The organism is Ornithinimicrobium faecis (genome assembly GCF_023923225.1).
GTDB lineage: Bacteria > Actinomycetota > Actinomycetes > Actinomycetales > Dermatophilaceae > Ornithinicoccus > Ornithinicoccus faecis.
The window spans coordinates 2,178,184-2,194,715 of record NZ_CP099489.1 but is presented as its reverse complement, the minus strand read 5'-3'; the positions used below and the strand labels follow the sequence as shown (position 1 = coordinate 2,194,715).

The following is a 16,532-nucleotide window of genomic DNA, read 5'->3' as shown; positions in this document are numbered from 1 at the left end:
TGTGGCATGTTTCTGAGTGCGCCGCTCGGTGAAGAAGAGAGGATCACTGCGTGTGGCTCAACGTTCCAAACATCATCAGGAGTTGGCTTTCGCAGAAGTTGCCTCGGCTCCTGCCCGCAACAGAGTCGGGGCTGCAACAACCGCGGCGGCGAACATGATGAGGCCAGCTGCCCCGATCAGTGCCGAGTACGGCCCAACCTGAAGACCGAGAACACTGAACTCGAAGCTGTCCAGCAGGGATGAACTGGCGAACGCCCCGACGAGGGCGGCCCCAGCCATGGAAGCAGCCGTCGGCAGGAAGTTCATCGCAGCCACGGCGCGACCCAACGTGGGACGGTCCACCGCGGCAATGACGACCGGGGTGAGGAGGACGTTCACGACGCCCAGTGGCAGGCCGGTCACAAACAGTAGTCCCATGGCCAGTACCGTGTTTGAACTCAACGCGAACGCCACCACGAGCAGCCCGCTCAATACGAGTGCTGAGACGAACACGTTGGTGGCTGACATGCGCTTCTGGACGCTCGGCGCGAGGGCTGCTCCTGCCAGGGCCCCACCGGCGTAGCACATGCCAAGCACTCCCAGGAAGCTCGCGGGCTGCCCCAAAGACCACTGGACGAAGAACACCAGCATGGCGTTCAGGATGGCACTGGCCACTGCCACTACTGACATCGCGAGCATGATCGTTCTCAGCACAGGATTCCCGAACACCGCCTTGAGACCAACCCACGTGGCAGCCCAGAAGCCTTGTCCTCGCGACTCCTCGACGGGTGCGGACTTCCAGCGGACCCTCCACAGTAGGAATCCGGCGATGACGAACGTCAGGGCGTTGACGGCAACCGCCCAGTGGGCACCGAGGGTGAACAGCAGCGGGGCCGAAAGGGGCGGCCCAACGATGCTGATGACGCTGTACGCCCCCTGCTGATAGGCGAACGCCTGAGTCTGGACCGACTCGGGAATGGTCGACACCACCATAAGGGTGCGTGCCTGCTGGTAGAACTGAGCACCCACGTTAGAGACCACGACAGCGCCGTACATCCATACCAGGGTGACCCAGAGCGGGATGCTATCGGACAGGAACCAGATCATAGGAACCAGGCTCCCGACGCTGACAGCCTGAACCACTGAACTCCACAGCAGAACGGTTCGCCGGTCCCATCTGTCGACCAGGGTGCCAGCTATAGGACCAGCAACCAAGGTCGGCACAGCGGTCGCGATCAAAACGCCACTGACGGCCATCGGCGCCCACTGCGTACCACGCCCGAGTTCACTAGCAATCCAAACAATCAGCGTAAGTTCGAAAATGACGTCGCCGAGTTTGGACAGGACCGCAGAGGGGTAGCCGAGTAACCATGCCCTGAGTCGCCACAACTGCACCCGCGGGGGCTCTACTCCCACAGCCGTCTCATCGCCAGGAATGACGGACTCAACGTCCGAACCAGTCTTCTCATCCATGAAACCCTCTTTCCTAATCACCCGCCAGCGGGCTGAACCACCCGGACTACCGGGACTGGCGCAACGGACCTAGCCGGTCAGCGGTAGACCTCTCGCCGGTGCGCGACCTTGGCCACCAGGACGAGCAGGACGTCGTCCTGGATCTGGCACAGGATCCGGTAGTCGCCGACCCGGTATCGCCACTCGTCCCGGCCTACCAAGGGCTTGCCCCGAGAGCGCGGGTTGTCCAGGTCGAGGCTCTCCTCGAAGAACCGTCGAATCCGCTTCACCTGCGCCTTGTCGAGTTTCCCGATCTCCTTGAGCACCTTCGGCGTGTATGAGACCTGGTAGCGACTCATCGCCCGAGGGAGTCCCAGTCCACGTCCTCGTGCGCGATGGAGTCCTCGTCGGAGGCGTGGAACTCCTCCAGTGCGTCCTTGAGTAGGTAGTGGTCCTCGAGGTCGTTCAGGCCTCGCTCGATGAACTCCGAGGCGTAGTGCGAGCGAGACCGCCCGGTCCGAGTCGCCAGGCGGTCGAGTCGGTCGTAGAGCGCCTTGTCGACGCTGGTGTTCAGTTGCTTCGTTGCCATCCGGGGTACCTCCTCAGGGAATCTCTATATAACTATAGAACACTCGGTCAAGCGCGCCCTCTCTCGTCCTCGGCGATGCCTAGCGCGTCCTCTGCGACCCTCCTCCACCTGGTTTTGGTGCGAGGGTGCCCCGTCCTTCGGGGCGGGGAGAAGTCACTCTCGCAGCTCCTGCCAGTGCCAGGTGTCCTCCAGGTCGTTGATCACCCGCCAGACACGCTTGGCCAGGTGGCGGAGCAGGTACCGCTCTTAGCCCTTCGCTCGAGGACACGACCGTCCCCTTAACCGGGCTACATCTCCCGGCTAAGGGTACGGTACCGGCCTGGCGCCGGCCACCCTGGCACCAGCGTGCCCCCGCCACTTTGTACGAGCATGAGCCAGACTCACTACGACCTACTGGGGGTTCCCCCGGACGCTGACCAGGCCCAGATCCGGTCGGCGTTCCGTCGCGCCATGCGCCGTCACCACCCGGACATGGCCGACGGGCAGGGCGACCCGGAGATGGCCACCAAGGTCACTGCGGCCTACGAGGTGCTTTCCGATGAGGCGCGGCGCGCCGAGTACAACCTGGACCTGCGTCGCACTGGCCAGTCGGCCGGCCAGTCGCCTGAACAGACCCAGCCCGATGCACACCCTCGCAAGCAGAACGATCGCGCCAAGGCACGCCCGGCCGGTCCGGTCATCAACAACAGCGACAAGCCGGAGTTCCGGATGCCGGGTCGGCGGTACGCCCAGAGCATCATGGTTGCCCTCGGGTTGCTCACGGTCCTGGTCGCGCTCAACCAACTCCTCCCAGCCTGGGGCGTGAGCACCCCATGGGTCGTCGTGCCTGTGGTGGCTGGGGCTTCCCTGGCCGCGGTGAAAAACTGCGGCTATGCCCGGCCCGTCCCCAAGACTTTCGCATGGGCGGCGGCCGTGGTGGCGCTTGTGGCCACGGAGGTCGGGATGTGGATCCTGGCCGGTGGCCCGAACGTGCTGGTGCGCGCCGCCCACCTGGTGTGCGGAGGTTGGGTCCTGGCCGTGCTGCTGGGCTCAGCCGTGTCGGCCAACCGGGGTGTTTCCCGGGATGGCTGGACACGGAACCTGCGAGGCATGAACCTGTTCGGTCAGGAGCCGTCCTCGGCAGCGGACAGTGCCGTCCACGCGGCGGTCTCCCGGCTGTTCGGTGACGCCGCTGTCCGGGTGATGGTGAACACCGACAAGGCGTTCAGCCACGTCGTCACCCGCGGTGACCGGGCTGTCTTCATCCGGGGCGTGATGTGCAGTTCCGGGACGGTCCGCTGGGACGGTTCGACACTGGTTCAGGACCATCACGGTTCGGCCACTGCGGTGACTTTCCGGGAGTTCGACTCGTTCGCCCAACTGACCCTGGCCAGGGTTCCGGGGGTCCAGGTTCTGTTTCTGGTGGCGCTGTTCACCAGTGACGGTGGCCCGGTCAGTGTGACTGGCCGTAGCCCTGCCGGGGTCCTGGCTGTTGACGGGGCTGTGCTGGCGTCCGGTCTGTCGGACTTCCTGGGCGAGGCGGACCATGTGGTGGACGTCGAGAAGACCGTTGCCGCGTTCGAGCGGATGGTGGCGTAGGTCCAGACCCCGGACATACGTGAGGCCCGGTCTGGATGAAGTATCCCGCCTTCAAGCAGACCGGGCCTCAGGTGGCCTCTGTGAACCACACTCCCGCAGGCGTGCTTATACCTAGAAACCCCATTTTCGGACAGATGTACCCGTGTTCGCATCGGTTCGGGTCGTTCGTCGCAAGCAGCCGACCCCCTACCCCGGCAGGACCGACCGATGGCGATCCGGGCCGGGCGCGCCGCCGATGACAGCCGGATCGGGGCAGATCGGGTGTTTTCTGGCCAGTTTGTGGTCACCGTTGACCACTCTGCTGAGCACAAGTGACCACCGTTGACCACTGGAGTGGTCAACGGGTTTCGGGACCAAAACCGCAGGTCAGAGGGGGTGCCCCTACTACTACTACTACTTGTTGACCACTTTTGAGAGAGAGAGGATACGTATGAGGCTGGGTATATATATTCAACAGTGGTGAATATATATATACCTTCACCCTCATACGTATCCTCCGGGGGAGCCAAAAAGTGGTCAACACCCCCAGTTTTGGGGTGTTTGTGCAGGTCAGAGGCCTGTAGGCGTTGACCCACGGAGTGGTCACCTGTGGTCACCGGACGACGTTTGTGCAGGTCAGAGGCCTGGAGCCGTTGACCCAGGGGTGGTCACCGCACGAGAACCGCCCGTAGGTCGTCCCAGACCGCCAAAACTCCTCCTCGGGTCAGCCCCTCGCAGGACCTCAGTCCGGGGTTCGCCAACGCCCCGCACAGCAGTGGGGTATGCGATCGAACCCCAGCACCACCCGTGAGCCCGCCGGCTTGGCAGGCTCCGGCTTCGCTCACCGAGGCCGCCGACAAGGCCAAGGACTACGCCCAACCGGCCTGGCGGTGATGACCACGAAAACGAAACCTGACGCGGCCTACGGCTACAGGATGGACGCCACGACGTTCACCCGGTTCGTCAACGACCCGAGGCCCGGCACGTTCTTCAACCGGAACGTGCGCGGTGCCACTGAGCGGGTTGAGGTCACCCAGTGCGGCAACTGTGGCCGTTTCGGTGCGACCGACCACCGGTGCCCGTCGAACTTCGCCCCGCGTGACCAGGACGCCAGCGCTCAGCGCCGCCCGATGCTGGCGGCGGCCCGTGCCGCCCTGGGACGGGTCCGCCGCCGCACCGAGTAGGACTGAGAGTTAGTCCTCGCTCACCGCCCGAAGGTCAGCCCGACCCCACCCTTCCATCGCGTCCCGGACGAACCCGAGCTCGCCAGGGTTCAGGTGCGAGTAGATGGACTCAGTGACCAACGAGTTCTCGTGACCGGCGATTTTTGCCGCTTGGTACGGCGTTAGGTGCGCCCGCTGCATCCACATGGTGATGGCTGTGTGCCGCAACGTGTGCGGTGTGGGTGCGGCTCGCCCGTCAGCAAGCCTGTCAAGTCCAGCAGCCTCGACGGCGTCCTTCCATTCACGGCCGCGGAAGTTGTCCTGGTTGAGGATGCCTCCCTTGGCGCCGGTGAACAACGGTGACTGCTTGGTCAGGTTCCGGTCGGTGATCATGACCCGGAGCCGTTGGGCGGTGGCTTTCGTCAGGGTTGGGACCGCCCGGTAGCCGGCCTTCGACTTCGGTGGCCCCAGCTCGCCGGTCTTCTTCCGGGACTTGTTGACGGTGACCCGTCCGTTGTCCAGGTCGATGTCACGGACGGTCAGGGCGGACACCTCGCCGATGCGCAGTCCGGTCTCGGCGATGAACGGCACGACGATGGCCCACCGCTCATCCATCGCACCTTCCAGCGCCACCAGTTCAGCCACCGACAGGGCGTACTGGTCCTTCTTGGTGCCGGTGTGCTTGCGGCCTCTGCGGGGCATCTTCGAGCGGGGGTTGACCGACAGCAGACCGTCACTGACCGCGTCTTGTAGGCAGGCGCCGACCTGTTCGAGCGCTTTGCCGGAGTGGCTGTCGGACAACCCCTTCTTCTGGAGCATGTCGGCGTGCATCGCCTGTAGGTGTGAGGCCTTGATGTCGGTCAGCCGTAGTCTGCCGAGCGCCGGCAGGATGTGGTTGCGGGCCAGTGACTCATAACCCTTGCGGGTGGAGGGCAGTAGGTCGCGCGGTTCCATCCAGCGATCCCACCAGGCCGCGAACGTCATCGTTGCAGAGTTCTCTTCCTGGCGGGGGTCGTTCAGGATGCGGAGCCGGAACTCTTCAGCCTCGAGAACCGTGTCGAACGTGGCCACCTTGCGCTTGCCCGTCGCCTTGTCATCCCAGCGGTATCGGTAGACGACCACCCCAGAGGGGTTGGTGCGTGTGCTGATGCCAGATGACAGCCGGGCCTTCGCGACGGATCTCGGCTTGCGCTTGGGCTTCATGATGCGGCCCTCCCGACGTCGTGAGTGTTCCGGGGACGGCCACGGCGCGGACGGTTCGGCTCTGCGGGTGTGGGCTCGTCCTCGGCTTCGTAGTGGGCCTCGCCCAGGAACGCGGCGACGTGCTCGGGGTCGAAACGAAGTTCCTTGCCGATGACGTAGTGGTCGATGCGCCGTTCGTGGGTGAGCCGGTAGACGAACTTGATGGGCTTGCCCAGGTAGTCGGCCAGCTGGGGCGCGGTCCACAGCTCGCGCGGGATGAATGGTGTGGAGGTTCGCTCGCTCATGCGAGTCCCTATGCAGCGAGCGACCCGCACAGGGTGGCGTTTCTGTGCCCCGCTCAGGTCCCGGAAGCACCCCGAAACGGTTGGTTTCGGTACATATTCGGTACATATTCGCCTGGCGGGGAGGGCGCGGGAGGCCCTGAAACAGCCTCTGACCTGCGATGATGTGGGTGGACGTGAAGGGACTCGAACCCCTGACCTCTCGCGTGTGAAGCGAGCGCTCTAACCAGCTGAGCTACACGTCCTGATGCGGCGGTTACCTTAACCCGCCGCGACCGGCCCAGCATAATCGACCGGGCGGGTCACAAACCGCTGCGGGTCAGGGGTCCATCCGCTCCTTGCCGAGACGGGCGAAGATCTCGGCGGCCCGCTGCGTCACCGGGCCCGGGTCTGCGCTGAGGCCACGGTCGGCGAGGTCGACCGCAGCGAGCTCACCGGCCGCCGTCTGCTGGGCCGGGACGATCCGGATCGCGCCGATCGCCTGCACGTCTCGGGTGCTGGAGGTCAGGAAGGCCTCGTCACACTCGGCCAGCACGGCCAGCGGCAGGGACTCCTCAACGACCTCCAGGCCCTCCTCACGGCACCACTCGATGGTCAGCGCCCGGGTGATCCCGGCCAGCGGCCCGGCCTCAAGGGGCGGTGTGAAGATCACACCGTCGCGCACGACGAAGATGTTGGAGCCGGTCCCCTCGCACAGCTCACCCGCGCCGTTGGCGAAGATCGCCTCGGTGGCGCCCAGCGACTTGGCGGCGGACAGGGCGACGACGTTCTCGGCATACGAGGTGGTCTTCAGGCCCACGGTGGCGGCGCGCTCGTTGCGGATCCAGGGGACCACCGCCACGGTCGTCACGGGCGCGGGGCGCTGGAGCTCACCGGCGACCACGATGTGCGTCTTCGGGCCGTCCAAGCGGTCTGAGCCGAGGGGGCCGATGCCGCCGGTGACGGTGTAACGCAGCCGCCCGAATGGGATCGGGCCGTCGGCCAGCACGGACGCGATCCCCTCGTCCACGTGCGCGCGATCCAGCCCGGGCAGACCCAGCCCGGCCAGGGACCGGTCCATGCGGTCATGGTGCCGGGTGCGGGCAAAGACCTGCCCGTCGACGATCTTGGCGGTCTCGAAGACACCGTCACCGACAGTAACCCCGTGGTCGACCGCGGCAATCGCCGGCCCCTCATCGACACGCCGTCCGTCGACCCACACCCTGATCTGGTCTGCACTCATACCTGACAGAATCTCACGACCCGCTGGAGGCTTGCTGGGCAGCCTGCCCTCCGCACCCGATAGGTTCGTGCCGTGACCACGAGTCTCTACCTGGCCTCCGCCGAGTCCCACTCGGGCAAGTCCGCGGTGGCTCTCGGCATCCTCGAGCAACTCACCCGTCTCGGTGGTCGGGTCGGGGTGTTCCGCCCCATCGTGCAGGACGACGCGCCCGACTCACTCCTGCACCTGCTCCTCCCCCGCGCCTCCTCCCCACTCGGTGCCGAGCAGGCGGTCGGCGTCACCTATGACCGGGTGCACGCGGACGCAGAGGCGGCAGTGGGTGAGGTGGTCACCAGATTCCATGAGTATGCCGAGGCGCACGACACGGTGCTCGTCATCGGCTCAGACTTCACGGACATCCCCGGACCAACCGAGTTCTCGGTCAATGCCAGCATCGCGGCCAACATCGGGGCACCGATGATCCTGGTGGTGCCGGCCATCGACCGGGCAGCAGAGGATGTGGCCACGGCCGCGTCCCTCACCACGCACGAGGCCCGCATCCGGCACGCCAGCGTGCTCGCCGTCATCGCCAACCGAGTCGCGAAGGACCAGACCGAGCCCACCCGGGCAGCCTTGGCGGAGCACTTGCCCGACCACCCGGCATACGTCCTGCCTGCCAACCCGATCCTGGCCGCGCCCACCCTGCGGGACCTGATGCAGGCCACCGGTGGTGAGCTGTTCCTCGGTGACGAGGCGCTGCTCGACCAGGAGGCGATGAGCCTGATCGTCGCCGGGATGACGATGCCCAATGTGCTGGACCGGCTCACCGAGGGGGCCGTGGTGATTTGCCCGGCCGACCGCGAGGAGGTGCTCCTGGCCTCGCTGCAGGCCCACCGTGCCAGCACGTTCCCGGGGCTGTCCGGCATCGTCCTCAACGGCGGTTTCGAGCTCAATGCCCAGGTGCGGCGCCTCGTCGACGGTCTGGACGTGCAACTGCCCGTCGTCAGTTCTCCGCACGGCACATTCACCACCGCGACGCTGTGTCACGGCGCGCGGCCCCGCATCCAGGCAGGGTCGCACCGCAAGATCGAGGAGGCCATCGGCGTCGTCCAGCAACACCTTGATGTCGCAGCGCTGCTCCCCCAGGCAGCCGCCCGCGCCTCCGGCATCGTGACGCCGCTGATGTTCGAGCACCGGATCACCGAGTGGGCGCAGGAGGCGAAGGCGACGATCGTGCTCCCGGAGGGCCAGGAGGAGCGCATCCTGCGGGCCGCCGATCAGCTGCTGACCCAGGGCGTCGCCCGCCTGGTCCTGCTGGGCCCTGAGGACGAGATCCGCGCCCGTGCAACCAACCTCGGGCTGCGCCTGGACGAGGCGATCTGCGTCGACCCGCAGACCGACCCACGGCGTCAGGCCTATGCCGAGCAGTATGCGCAGTTGCGCGCCCACAAGGGCATCACCCTCGACCAGGCACTGGACATGGTCGTGGACCCGGCCTATTTCGGCACGCTCATGGTGCACAGCGGAGACGCCGACGGCATGGTCTCCGGCTCCATCACAACCACTGCCAACACGGTCCGTCCGGCCCTGGAGGTCATCCGGACCTCCGAGGGCGTGTCCGTCGTCTCGTCCGTCTTCTTCATGTGCCTGGCCGACCAGGTCCTGGTCTATGGCGACTGCGCGATCAACCCCGATCCCACCGCCGAGCAACTCGCCGACATCGCGATCTCCTCGGCCAGGACCGCTGAGCAGTTCGGTGTCGAGCCGCGCGTGGCGATGCTGTCCTATTCCACCGGCGGCTCCGGGACGGGCGCCGATGTCGACAAGGTGCGCCGCGCCACCGACCTGGTCCGCGAGCTGGCACCGCAGCTGTCCGTCGAGGGCCCGATCCAGTATGACGCTGCTGTCGACGCGGCCGTTGCGGCCACCAAGCTCAAGGACTCGCTGGTGGCTGGGCGGGCCACGGTGCTGATCTTCCCGGACCTCAACACCGGCAACAACACCTACAAAGCGGTCCAGCGCAGCGCCCAGGCTGTTGCCGTCGGGCCGGTGCTGCAGGGGCTGCGCAAGCCGGTCAACGACCTCTCCCGAGGCGCCACGGTGCGCGACATCGTCAACACAGTCGCGATCACCGCCGTCCAGGCCAGGGACGCCCAGTGAGTATGCCGACAGCCCCGGGCGGCGAGTCGGTCACCGACATTCGTGGTCCCGTCGCGGACGGACCGGTCCTGGTGATCAACGCGGGCTCGTCGTCCCTGAAGTACCAGCTCGTTGTGGCGGAGTCCGGGCAGTCCCTGGCGACCGGGCTGATCGAGCGGATCGGTCTCGCCGACGGCAGCGCCCGACATACCGTCGGCGGCCAGGACCATGTCGTCGAGCAGGAGATCCCGGACCACGCGGCCGCCTTTGAGGTGCTCAATGAGCAGTTCGCCGAGCACGGGCCGGATCTGCAATCCGCAGGCACTGTTGCGGTCGGTCACCGAGTTGTGCACGGCGGCGCACAGTTTGCCTCCACGGTGCTCATCGACGACGACGTGCTGGCCACGCTGCGCCGGCTGGTCCCCCTCGCGCCGCTGCACAACCCGGGCAACATCGCCGGGATCGAGACGGCCCTGCAGACCTTCCCGGACCTGCCCCAGGTGGCCGTCTTCGACACTGCGTTCCACCAGAGCATGCCACCGGCGGCCTACACCTATGCCGTGCCGCTGGCCTGGCGGCAGACTTTCAACATCCGCCACTACGGGTTCCACGGCACCTCCCATGCATATGTGTCGCGTCGGGTCGCTGACCTGCTTGATCGTCCACTGCAGGACGTCAACACCGTGGTGCTCCACCTCGGCAACGGCGCCAGCGCGTGCGCCGTCGAGGGTGGACGGAGCGTCGACACTTCGATGGGGCTGAGTCCACTGGGCGGCCTGGTGATGGGCACGCGTCCCGGCGATCTGGACCCTGGCCTGCCAGCCCACCTGGCCCGGGTGGCGGGCATGACGCTGCCCGAGTTCGACCACGCGCTCAACAAGGAGTCTGGTCTCAAGGCCCTGGCCGGGGACAGCGACTTCCGCCAGGTCATGAAGCGACGTCATGCCGGTGACGATGCGGCCGCCCTCGCCTTCGACGTCGTCGTGCACCGCCTTGTGCGGCACCTCGGGGCGCTGGCCCTGGTGCTCGGCCGCTTGGACGCGATCGCGTTCACCGCCGGCATCGGCGAGAACTCTCCGGAGTTGCGGGCCGCTGTGCTGGAGCGCGCCGGGTTGCTCGGTGTCGCGCTCGACCCCGCGGCCAACGAGTCCCCGGACGGTGAGACCCGCATCAGCACCCCGGAGAGTGTGGTGGCAGCCTTCGTGGTGCCCACCAACGAGGAGTGGGAGATCGCCCGCGAGGCCACGCGCCTGCTGGCCAACCACTGAGCCACCCAACGGCACCCCCACCCACCATCCGCACGCGCCACCCCACGCGCACGCCAACTGCATGCATCCTTCACGGCCCGCTCGGCGTGTCGCGTGAATCTTCCATGCACTGGCACCAGGTGAGGCGGCCCGCCAAAAGGGGACTGCCAGAGCAGGGCAGGACAAAGCCCGTGAGCCGTGCGGGTGCACGAGGCGCGATGGACGAAGTTCGCGCCCGACTCACGGGCTCCGGTGACTGAGTGGTATTCGCGTCACCCGTCCGGGTTCTGACCGCTGCCTCAGCAGCGAGGCCAGGCGAAGGCCGAGCTCAGCGCTCAGCCACCTCACGCGTCCGATAGATATTCACAGGCCGGACCACCTCCCTTCTCGTGTGCCTCCGAATCTAGGCGGCAACGTCGCTCGGGACAAGGGATTTATCCACCACGTGAGGTCTTGGCTGCCCGCGGCGAGAGGAAGACCGTGACGAGCACGTGCCGGAGCATCGCGAGCAGCACGATCAGCAGCACGCCGAAGGCCAACCACAGCTCGACCCGGCCGATCCACCCGACCAGCGGGAGCTCGTCGGCCTGACCCAGATAGATGCCCGCCACGGCATACATCCCCAGCGGGAAGACCATGCTCCACAGCGTCGCCTCATATTGCAGCGGGACGCGGTGGAGCCAGTGCCGCCACAGCCCCACAGCGAACAGGACCGGGATGAGCCAGGTCGCAAAGGCCCAGAACATGACCGACAGTCCCGCCACCAACCCACGCGTGGCGTCGACCATGGGTGAGGCCGCCATCTCCACGATGCGAGCACCGGCCAGCACCGTGATCGCACACGCCCCCATCGCCACCCAGTAGGGCGGGTTCAGATCCTCGGGGCGCAACTCATAGAGGAGCATGCGCAACGCGACGATCATGCCGGCCGCGGCATAGAGGAAAACCCCGACGGACCAGGCCACGACCGCCAGCACCGACAACCCCTGAGTGGTGGTCGCACTCACCGGCTCCAGCGTCGCCGCGGCAACTGCCACGGACTGGCTCGCGACCACCCAGATGAACCACGTGCCATTGGCATTGGCCACCACCGGTCGGGCCACCTGGCCCAGCACCGCCGTCCAGGGCACGACATAGCCCAGAACGGCCCAAGCCAGCGCCGTCAGTGCCAGGAAGACGGCCGTGATCGTGTGATAGCCCTCCATGAACAGCCGCACTCCGAGGACGTTGGTGCCGGCGACGTAGGTGAAATAGCCGAAGGCCCGTTTGGGGTCCAGGAAGTCCTCGGCCATGGCGTGCCGGAAGCGGAGGAAGCGCAGGATCGTCAGCCCGCCCAGGACCAGGAAGGCTGCCACACACACACCCAGCAGGACCCGGGACAGCAGCTCAAAGCCCTCCAGAGACAGCCCCACCGACACGATGCCGCTGGCCATCACCAGGGCGAAGTAGCCAGGCGTCAGGCCCTTAACGGCGACATCAAAGCGGTGCGCGAGTCGGGTGGCCACACCCCAGACCGTAGTCGTGGTGCCGACTCTCTGACCAGTGAGGTTGTTGAGAACCATTCTCGTTGTGATAATGATTCTCACTATGAACCACACCAGACGCACCAGCATTCTCTCTGTGCTCGCCGGCACCGGACTGTTCCTGGCAGTGGCCGGTTGCACCGCCGACGCGGACCCACCACTGGAGGGCGACCAGGGAGCCGTGAGCCTCCCCCCTGACGACCACGACGCTGAGAGCGATCCAGGCGACCACCACGACGACGACCACGACGACCACGACCACGACCACGCCCCTGAAGCCCACGACACGGACGACGCGCGCCCGACCACCGAGTCAGCTGGACCCGCGCCCCGGCTGGGCGTGACCTACGACGGCGGCGTGCTGGTCCTGGACGCCTACACGCTGGAGGTCGAAGCTGACCTCCCCGCAGCGGGCTTCCTCCGGCTCAACCCGGCCGGCGATGGACGGCACTTCCTGCTCACCGACAGCCAGGGCTTCCGGGCACTCGATGCCGGCACATGGAGCGAGCCGCACGGCAACCACGACCACTCCTACACCACCGATCCCCTGCTGACCGACCTCGTCTTCCCGGCTGACCACCCGGGTCACGTGGTGACGCACGGTGACACGACGGTGCTCTTCGCCGACGGCACCGGCGAGATCCAGACCTTCGCCAGTGACGACCTCGCGCCCACGGCGCTGCCGGAGACCGAGCAACTGAGTGCGGCCCAGGCCCACCACGGCGTCGCCGTGCGACTCGAGGACGGCTCAACTCTGCTGACTCTGGGCACCGAGGAAGAGCGCAGCGGCGCCCTGGTGCAGGACGCCGACGGCGAGGAGATCGCCCGCAGCGAGGAGTGCCCGGGCGTGCACGGTGAGACCGTGGCGGCAGGAGAGGTGATCGCCCTCGGGTGTGAGGACGGGGTGCTGCTCTATCGAGACGGTGAGTTCGTCAAGGTCCAGGCCGAGGCAGACTTTGCCCGATCCGGCAACCTGGCCGGTCACGAGGAGAGCCCCTACGTCCTGGGTGACTACAAGACCGACCCCGACGCCGAGTTGGAGCGACCCACCCAGGTGGTGCTGATCGACACGGCCGAAGGGACCTCCCAGGTCGTGGACCTGCCGGCCAGTTACAGCTTTCGCTCGCTGGCCCGCGGACCTGAGGGTGCGGCCCTCGTCCTGGGGACTGACGGCATACTCCGGTCCCTGAACCCGGCCACCGGTGAGGTGACCGCGCAGATCGAGGTGGTGGCCGCCTGGGAGGAGCCGGTCGACTGGCAGCAGCCGCGCCCGACCCTGCACACGCGCGGCCAGTTCGCCTATGTCACGGACCCAGCCAGCCAGGAGCTGCACGTCGTGGACCTCGCCGAGCAGGCCGTGATCGACACGGCCACCCTGCCCGTGGTCCCCAACGAGCTCAGCTCCGTCACGGGCTGACCCACAAGCCGCCGGCGCGGACCGGTCCCCTCAGCCAGGACCCGCTCCCCGTGCCGGACGAGTTGTGCCCTGCCCCGGAGTTCGGGGCAGGGCACAGCCGTGCTGTATGCCGTGGGCTCAGCGGGTGCTGACCGTCTCCTGGTCTGCGTCGGGCCAGTCGGCGCCGGGCCGGGCGCTCTCGGTCGCGTCAGCATCGGGGGTCACGTCCGGGTCACCGTCGTCATAGGTGTCCACACCGAGTGAGCGCTCCAGCTTGGCGCCCTCGACGTCCATCTCGGGCAGGATCCGGTCGAGCCAGCGCGGGAGATACCACGCCTTCTCGCCCATCAGGGAGAGCACGGCCGGCGTGAGCGTCATGCGCACCAGGAAGGCGTCGATCAGCACGCCGATCGCCAGGCCGAGACCGATGGGTCGGACCATCGCCAGGTGCGCGAAGACGAACCCGCCGAAGACCGAGATCATGATGATCGCAGCAGCGGTGACCACCCGGGCGCTGTGGTTGAAGCCGCTGACCACCGCGCGCGCTGCACTCTCGCCGTGCACATGGGCCTCGCGCATCGCCGAGACCAGGAAGACCTGATAGTCCATCGCCAGGCCGAAGAGCACACCGATCAACAAGATCGGCAGGAAGCTCAGGATCGGGCCGGGCTCGTGGACTCCGAAGAACGCGCTGCCAAAGCCCCACTGATAGACCGCGACGACGGCGCCGAAGGCGGCGGCCACGGACAGCAAGAAGCCTCCGGTGGCCAGCAGCGGCACCAGCAGCGAGCGGAAGACCAGGAGCAGCAGCACCAGCGAGAGTCCGACGACCACCAGCAGATAGAGCGGCAGGGCGTCGCCGAGCTGTTCGGAGATGTCGATGTTGGCCACGGTCTGGCCGGTGAAGCCCAGCTCGGCGCCGTTGGCCTCACCGATCTGCCCGGCTGAGGAGTCGAGGTTGTGGACCAGGTCGACCGTCACCTCGTCCGCCGGGCCGCCCTCGGGGACGATCTGGAAGACCAGTGTGGAGCGGTCGTCGCTGATGCCGATCGGCACGACGTTCTCGGCGCCGGGGACATGGGAGAGGTCCTCGCCCAGGTCCACCTGCGCGGTCATCAGCGCCTGCTCCGTGTCCTCGACCGGCTCGTCCATCGTGGCGACGGCGATGATCGGGCCGTTGGAGCCGGCGCCGAAGTGCTCACGGGTGAGGTCATAGGCCGCATAAGCGGTCGAGTCTTCTGGTTCGGAGGAGCCGTCGGGCAGGCCCAGCCGGATGTCCAGGGCCGGGAAGGCCAGGGCGCCGACGACGACGAGCACCCCGAGGACCGCGAGCCACGGGCGCTTCTGCACCCACGCGGCCCATCCCCGGTCATCGCTGGGCGCGACCTGCGTGCGCTTGCCAGCACCGCGGCGGCGGCCCAGGATCCGGGTGCCCATCAGCGACAGCAGGGCGGGCGTCAGGGTGATGGCCAGCAGGACAGCGACCAGGACGGTGCCTGCGGCGACCAGACCCATCACACCGAGGAACGGGATGCCGGTGACCACCAGGGCGGCCAGGGCGATGAAGACGGTCAGCCCGGCAAACACGACGGCGTTGCCGGAGGTGCCGGTGGCCAGTGCGATGGAGGCCTTCAGTTCCATGCCCTGCAGCAACTGCGTGCGGTGCCGGTTGATCAAGAACAAGGAATAGTCGATGCCGACGGCCAGCCCCAGCATGAGGGCCAGGGCCGGGGTGGCGCTGTTCATGTCGACAAACTGGGTCAGCGCCATCGCGCCCCCGACACCCACTCCGACGCCGACCATCGCCATCAGCAGCGGCAGGCCAGCAGCGAGCAGACCACCGAGCATCACCAGCAGGACGACGGCTGCGACGGCGATGCCGATCGCCTCGGTCGCGCCGACGACGCTGGAGATGTCCTGGACAATCGCCTGGGAGTATTCGATGTCGACTCCGGTGCCCTCCAACTGCCCGCCGAGCTCCTGCAGCTCCGCGGTGACCGCTGGGTCGAGCGAGGCTCCGCCGAACTCGAACTGCAACTGGGACAGCGCGACCGTGCCGTCGTCGGAGACAAACTGCATGCCGCTGCTCAGGGCAGCCAGCCGCTCCCCCAGAGCCAGCTCCTGCTCACCCGCTGTCAGCTCGGCAGCGCCCTGCTCCAGCTCCTCGCGCCCGGCGTCCAGCTCAACCTGGCCGGCCTCGAGCTGGGTCTTGGCCTCGGCCAGTTGCGCCTCGGCGTCAGCGACCATCTCCGGCGGGAGGGCGTCCCGGTTCTCCTCCAGGGCGGCCACGCCGCCCTCATACTGCTCCCAGCCGTTGTCGATCTCCTGCTGCCCGGTACGCAGCTCCTCCCAACCGGCCTCCAGGTCGGTGCGCCCCTGCTGCAGGCCTTCGCGGCCCTCCGCGATCTGGTCAGCCGAGCCGTCCAGCTGAGCCTGCGTCTCGAAGGGGTCGGTGGCGGCGGTGACGCCGTCGATCGCCTGCCACTGGGTGATCAGCTCGACGACAGCAGCCTGCTCCTGGTCGGTGAACCCTCCCTCGGAGGTGAACACGACGGTGCCGCTGGCGCCTGCCGCGGCGGGCAGGGCCTCCTCGAGGTCGCCCAGCACCTGCTCGAAGCGCGAGCCGGGGATGCTGAACTCGTTGCTCAGCGGTTTCATCAAGGTGGCGGCTGCGCCCCCGGCGGCGGCGATGATCAGGACCCAGGCGACGATCGTCCGCCACGGGTGGTTGGCGCACCAGCGTCCCAGTTGGTGCAGGAAGGAAGCCACGGTTATTCCTCTCGGTGTCCGGATCGGAGTCCG

At 67.2% G+C, this 16,532-nt stretch carries 13 protein-coding genes and 1 tRNA gene; 5 read left to right on the top strand and 9 right to left on the bottom strand.

What is annotated here, in order from left to right:
* Nucleotides 1-75: 75 nt before the first annotated feature.
* The 3 genes from NF556_RS10165 to relB form a co-directional block, all read right to left on the bottom strand.
* The gene (locus NF556_RS10165; protein ID WP_252595513.1) at nt 76-1,452 is read right to left on the bottom strand and encodes an MFS transporter; all 1,377 of its coding nucleotides are present in this window, start codon (nt 1,450-1,452) and stop codon (nt 76-78) included.
* A gap of 77 nt (nt 1,453-1,529) precedes the next feature.
* The gene (locus NF556_RS10160; protein WP_252595511.1) at nt 1,530-1,790 is read right to left on the bottom strand and encodes a type II toxin-antitoxin system RelE family toxin; all 261 of its coding nucleotides are present in this window, start codon (nt 1,788-1,790) and stop codon (nt 1,530-1,532) included.
* Complete coding sequence (gene relB / locus NF556_RS10155) at nt 1,787-2,020, bottom strand: type II toxin-antitoxin system RelB family antitoxin (RefSeq protein ID WP_252595510.1); 234 nt, start codon at nt 2,018-2,020, stop codon at nt 1,787-1,789. The genes NF556_RS10160 and relB overlap by 4 nt, the downstream gene beginning before the upstream one ends.
* 369 nt (nt 2,021-2,389) lie before the next feature.
* On the opposite strand from relB, the gene NF556_RS10150 reads away from it, so the two are divergent.
* Complete coding sequence (locus NF556_RS10150) at nt 2,390-3,598, top strand: J domain-containing protein (RefSeq protein ID WP_252595509.1); 1,209 nt, start codon at nt 2,390-2,392, stop codon at nt 3,596-3,598.
* 872 nt (nt 3,599-4,470) lie between these two features.
* Complete coding sequence (locus NF556_RS10145; protein ID WP_252595508.1) at nt 4,471-4,761, top strand: hypothetical protein; 291 nt, start codon at nt 4,471-4,473, stop codon at nt 4,759-4,761.
* Nucleotides 4,762-4,770: 9 nt separating this feature from the next.
* Here NF556_RS10145 and NF556_RS10140 read toward each other — a convergent pair whose 3' ends face one another.
* The 4 genes from NF556_RS10140 to NF556_RS10125 form a co-directional block, all read right to left on the bottom strand.
* Nucleotides 4,771-5,943 (bottom strand): tyrosine-type recombinase/integrase, encoded by a 1,173-nt coding sequence (locus tag NF556_RS10140; RefSeq protein ID WP_252595507.1) that lies wholly within the window; start codon nt 5,941-5,943, stop codon nt 4,771-4,773.
* A complete protein-coding gene (locus tag NF556_RS10135) occupies nt 5,940-6,227 on the bottom strand; it encodes a helix-turn-helix domain-containing protein (RefSeq protein WP_252595506.1) in 288 nt (95 codons plus the stop codon). Before NF556_RS10135 ends, NF556_RS10140 begins: the two co-directional genes overlap by 4 nt.
* Before the next feature lie 168 nt (nt 6,228-6,395).
* A tRNA-Val gene (locus NF556_RS10130) sits at nt 6,396-6,469 on the bottom strand.
* A gap of 74 nt (nt 6,470-6,543) precedes the next feature.
* Nucleotides 6,544-7,446: an aminotransferase class IV gene (locus NF556_RS10125; protein WP_252595505.1), complete on the bottom strand. Its 903-nt coding sequence runs from the start codon at nt 7,444-7,446 to the stop codon at nt 6,544-6,546.
* Nucleotides 7,447-7,518: 72 nt separating this feature from the next.
* Here NF556_RS10125 and pta point away from each other — a divergent pair, with 72 nt between their 5' ends.
* Nucleotides 7,519-9,585 (top strand): phosphate acetyltransferase, encoded by a 2,067-nt coding sequence (gene pta, locus NF556_RS10120; protein WP_252595504.1) that lies wholly within the window; start codon nt 7,519-7,521, stop codon nt 9,583-9,585.
* Nucleotides 9,586-9,587: 2 nt separating this feature from the next.
* A complete protein-coding gene (locus NF556_RS10115) occupies nt 9,588-10,832 on the top strand; it encodes an acetate/propionate family kinase (RefSeq protein WP_252595769.1) in 1,245 nt (414 codons plus the stop codon).
* Between the two features lie 413 nt (nt 10,833-11,245).
* On the opposite strand, the gene NF556_RS10110 is transcribed toward NF556_RS10115, so the two are convergent.
* Nucleotides 11,246-12,316, bottom strand: a complete 1,071-nt coding sequence (locus tag NF556_RS10110; RefSeq protein WP_252595503.1) for a tellurite resistance/C4-dicarboxylate transporter family protein — start codon at nt 12,314-12,316, stop codon at nt 11,246-11,248.
* Between the two features lie 82 nt (nt 12,317-12,398).
* Here NF556_RS10110 and aztD point away from each other — a divergent pair, with 82 nt between their 5' ends.
* On the top strand, nt 12,399-13,751 hold the full coding sequence (gene aztD, locus NF556_RS10105; RefSeq protein ID WP_252595502.1) for a zinc metallochaperone AztD: 1,353 nt from the start codon (nt 12,399-12,401) through the stop codon (nt 13,749-13,751).
* 117 nt (nt 13,752-13,868) lie between these two features.
* On the opposite strand, the gene NF556_RS10100 is transcribed toward aztD, so the two are convergent.
* Nucleotides 13,869-16,499 (bottom strand): MMPL family transporter, encoded by a 2,631-nt coding sequence (locus tag NF556_RS10100; protein WP_252595501.1) that lies wholly within the window; start codon nt 16,497-16,499, stop codon nt 13,869-13,871.
* Between the last annotated feature and the right edge of the window lie 33 nt (nt 16,500-16,532).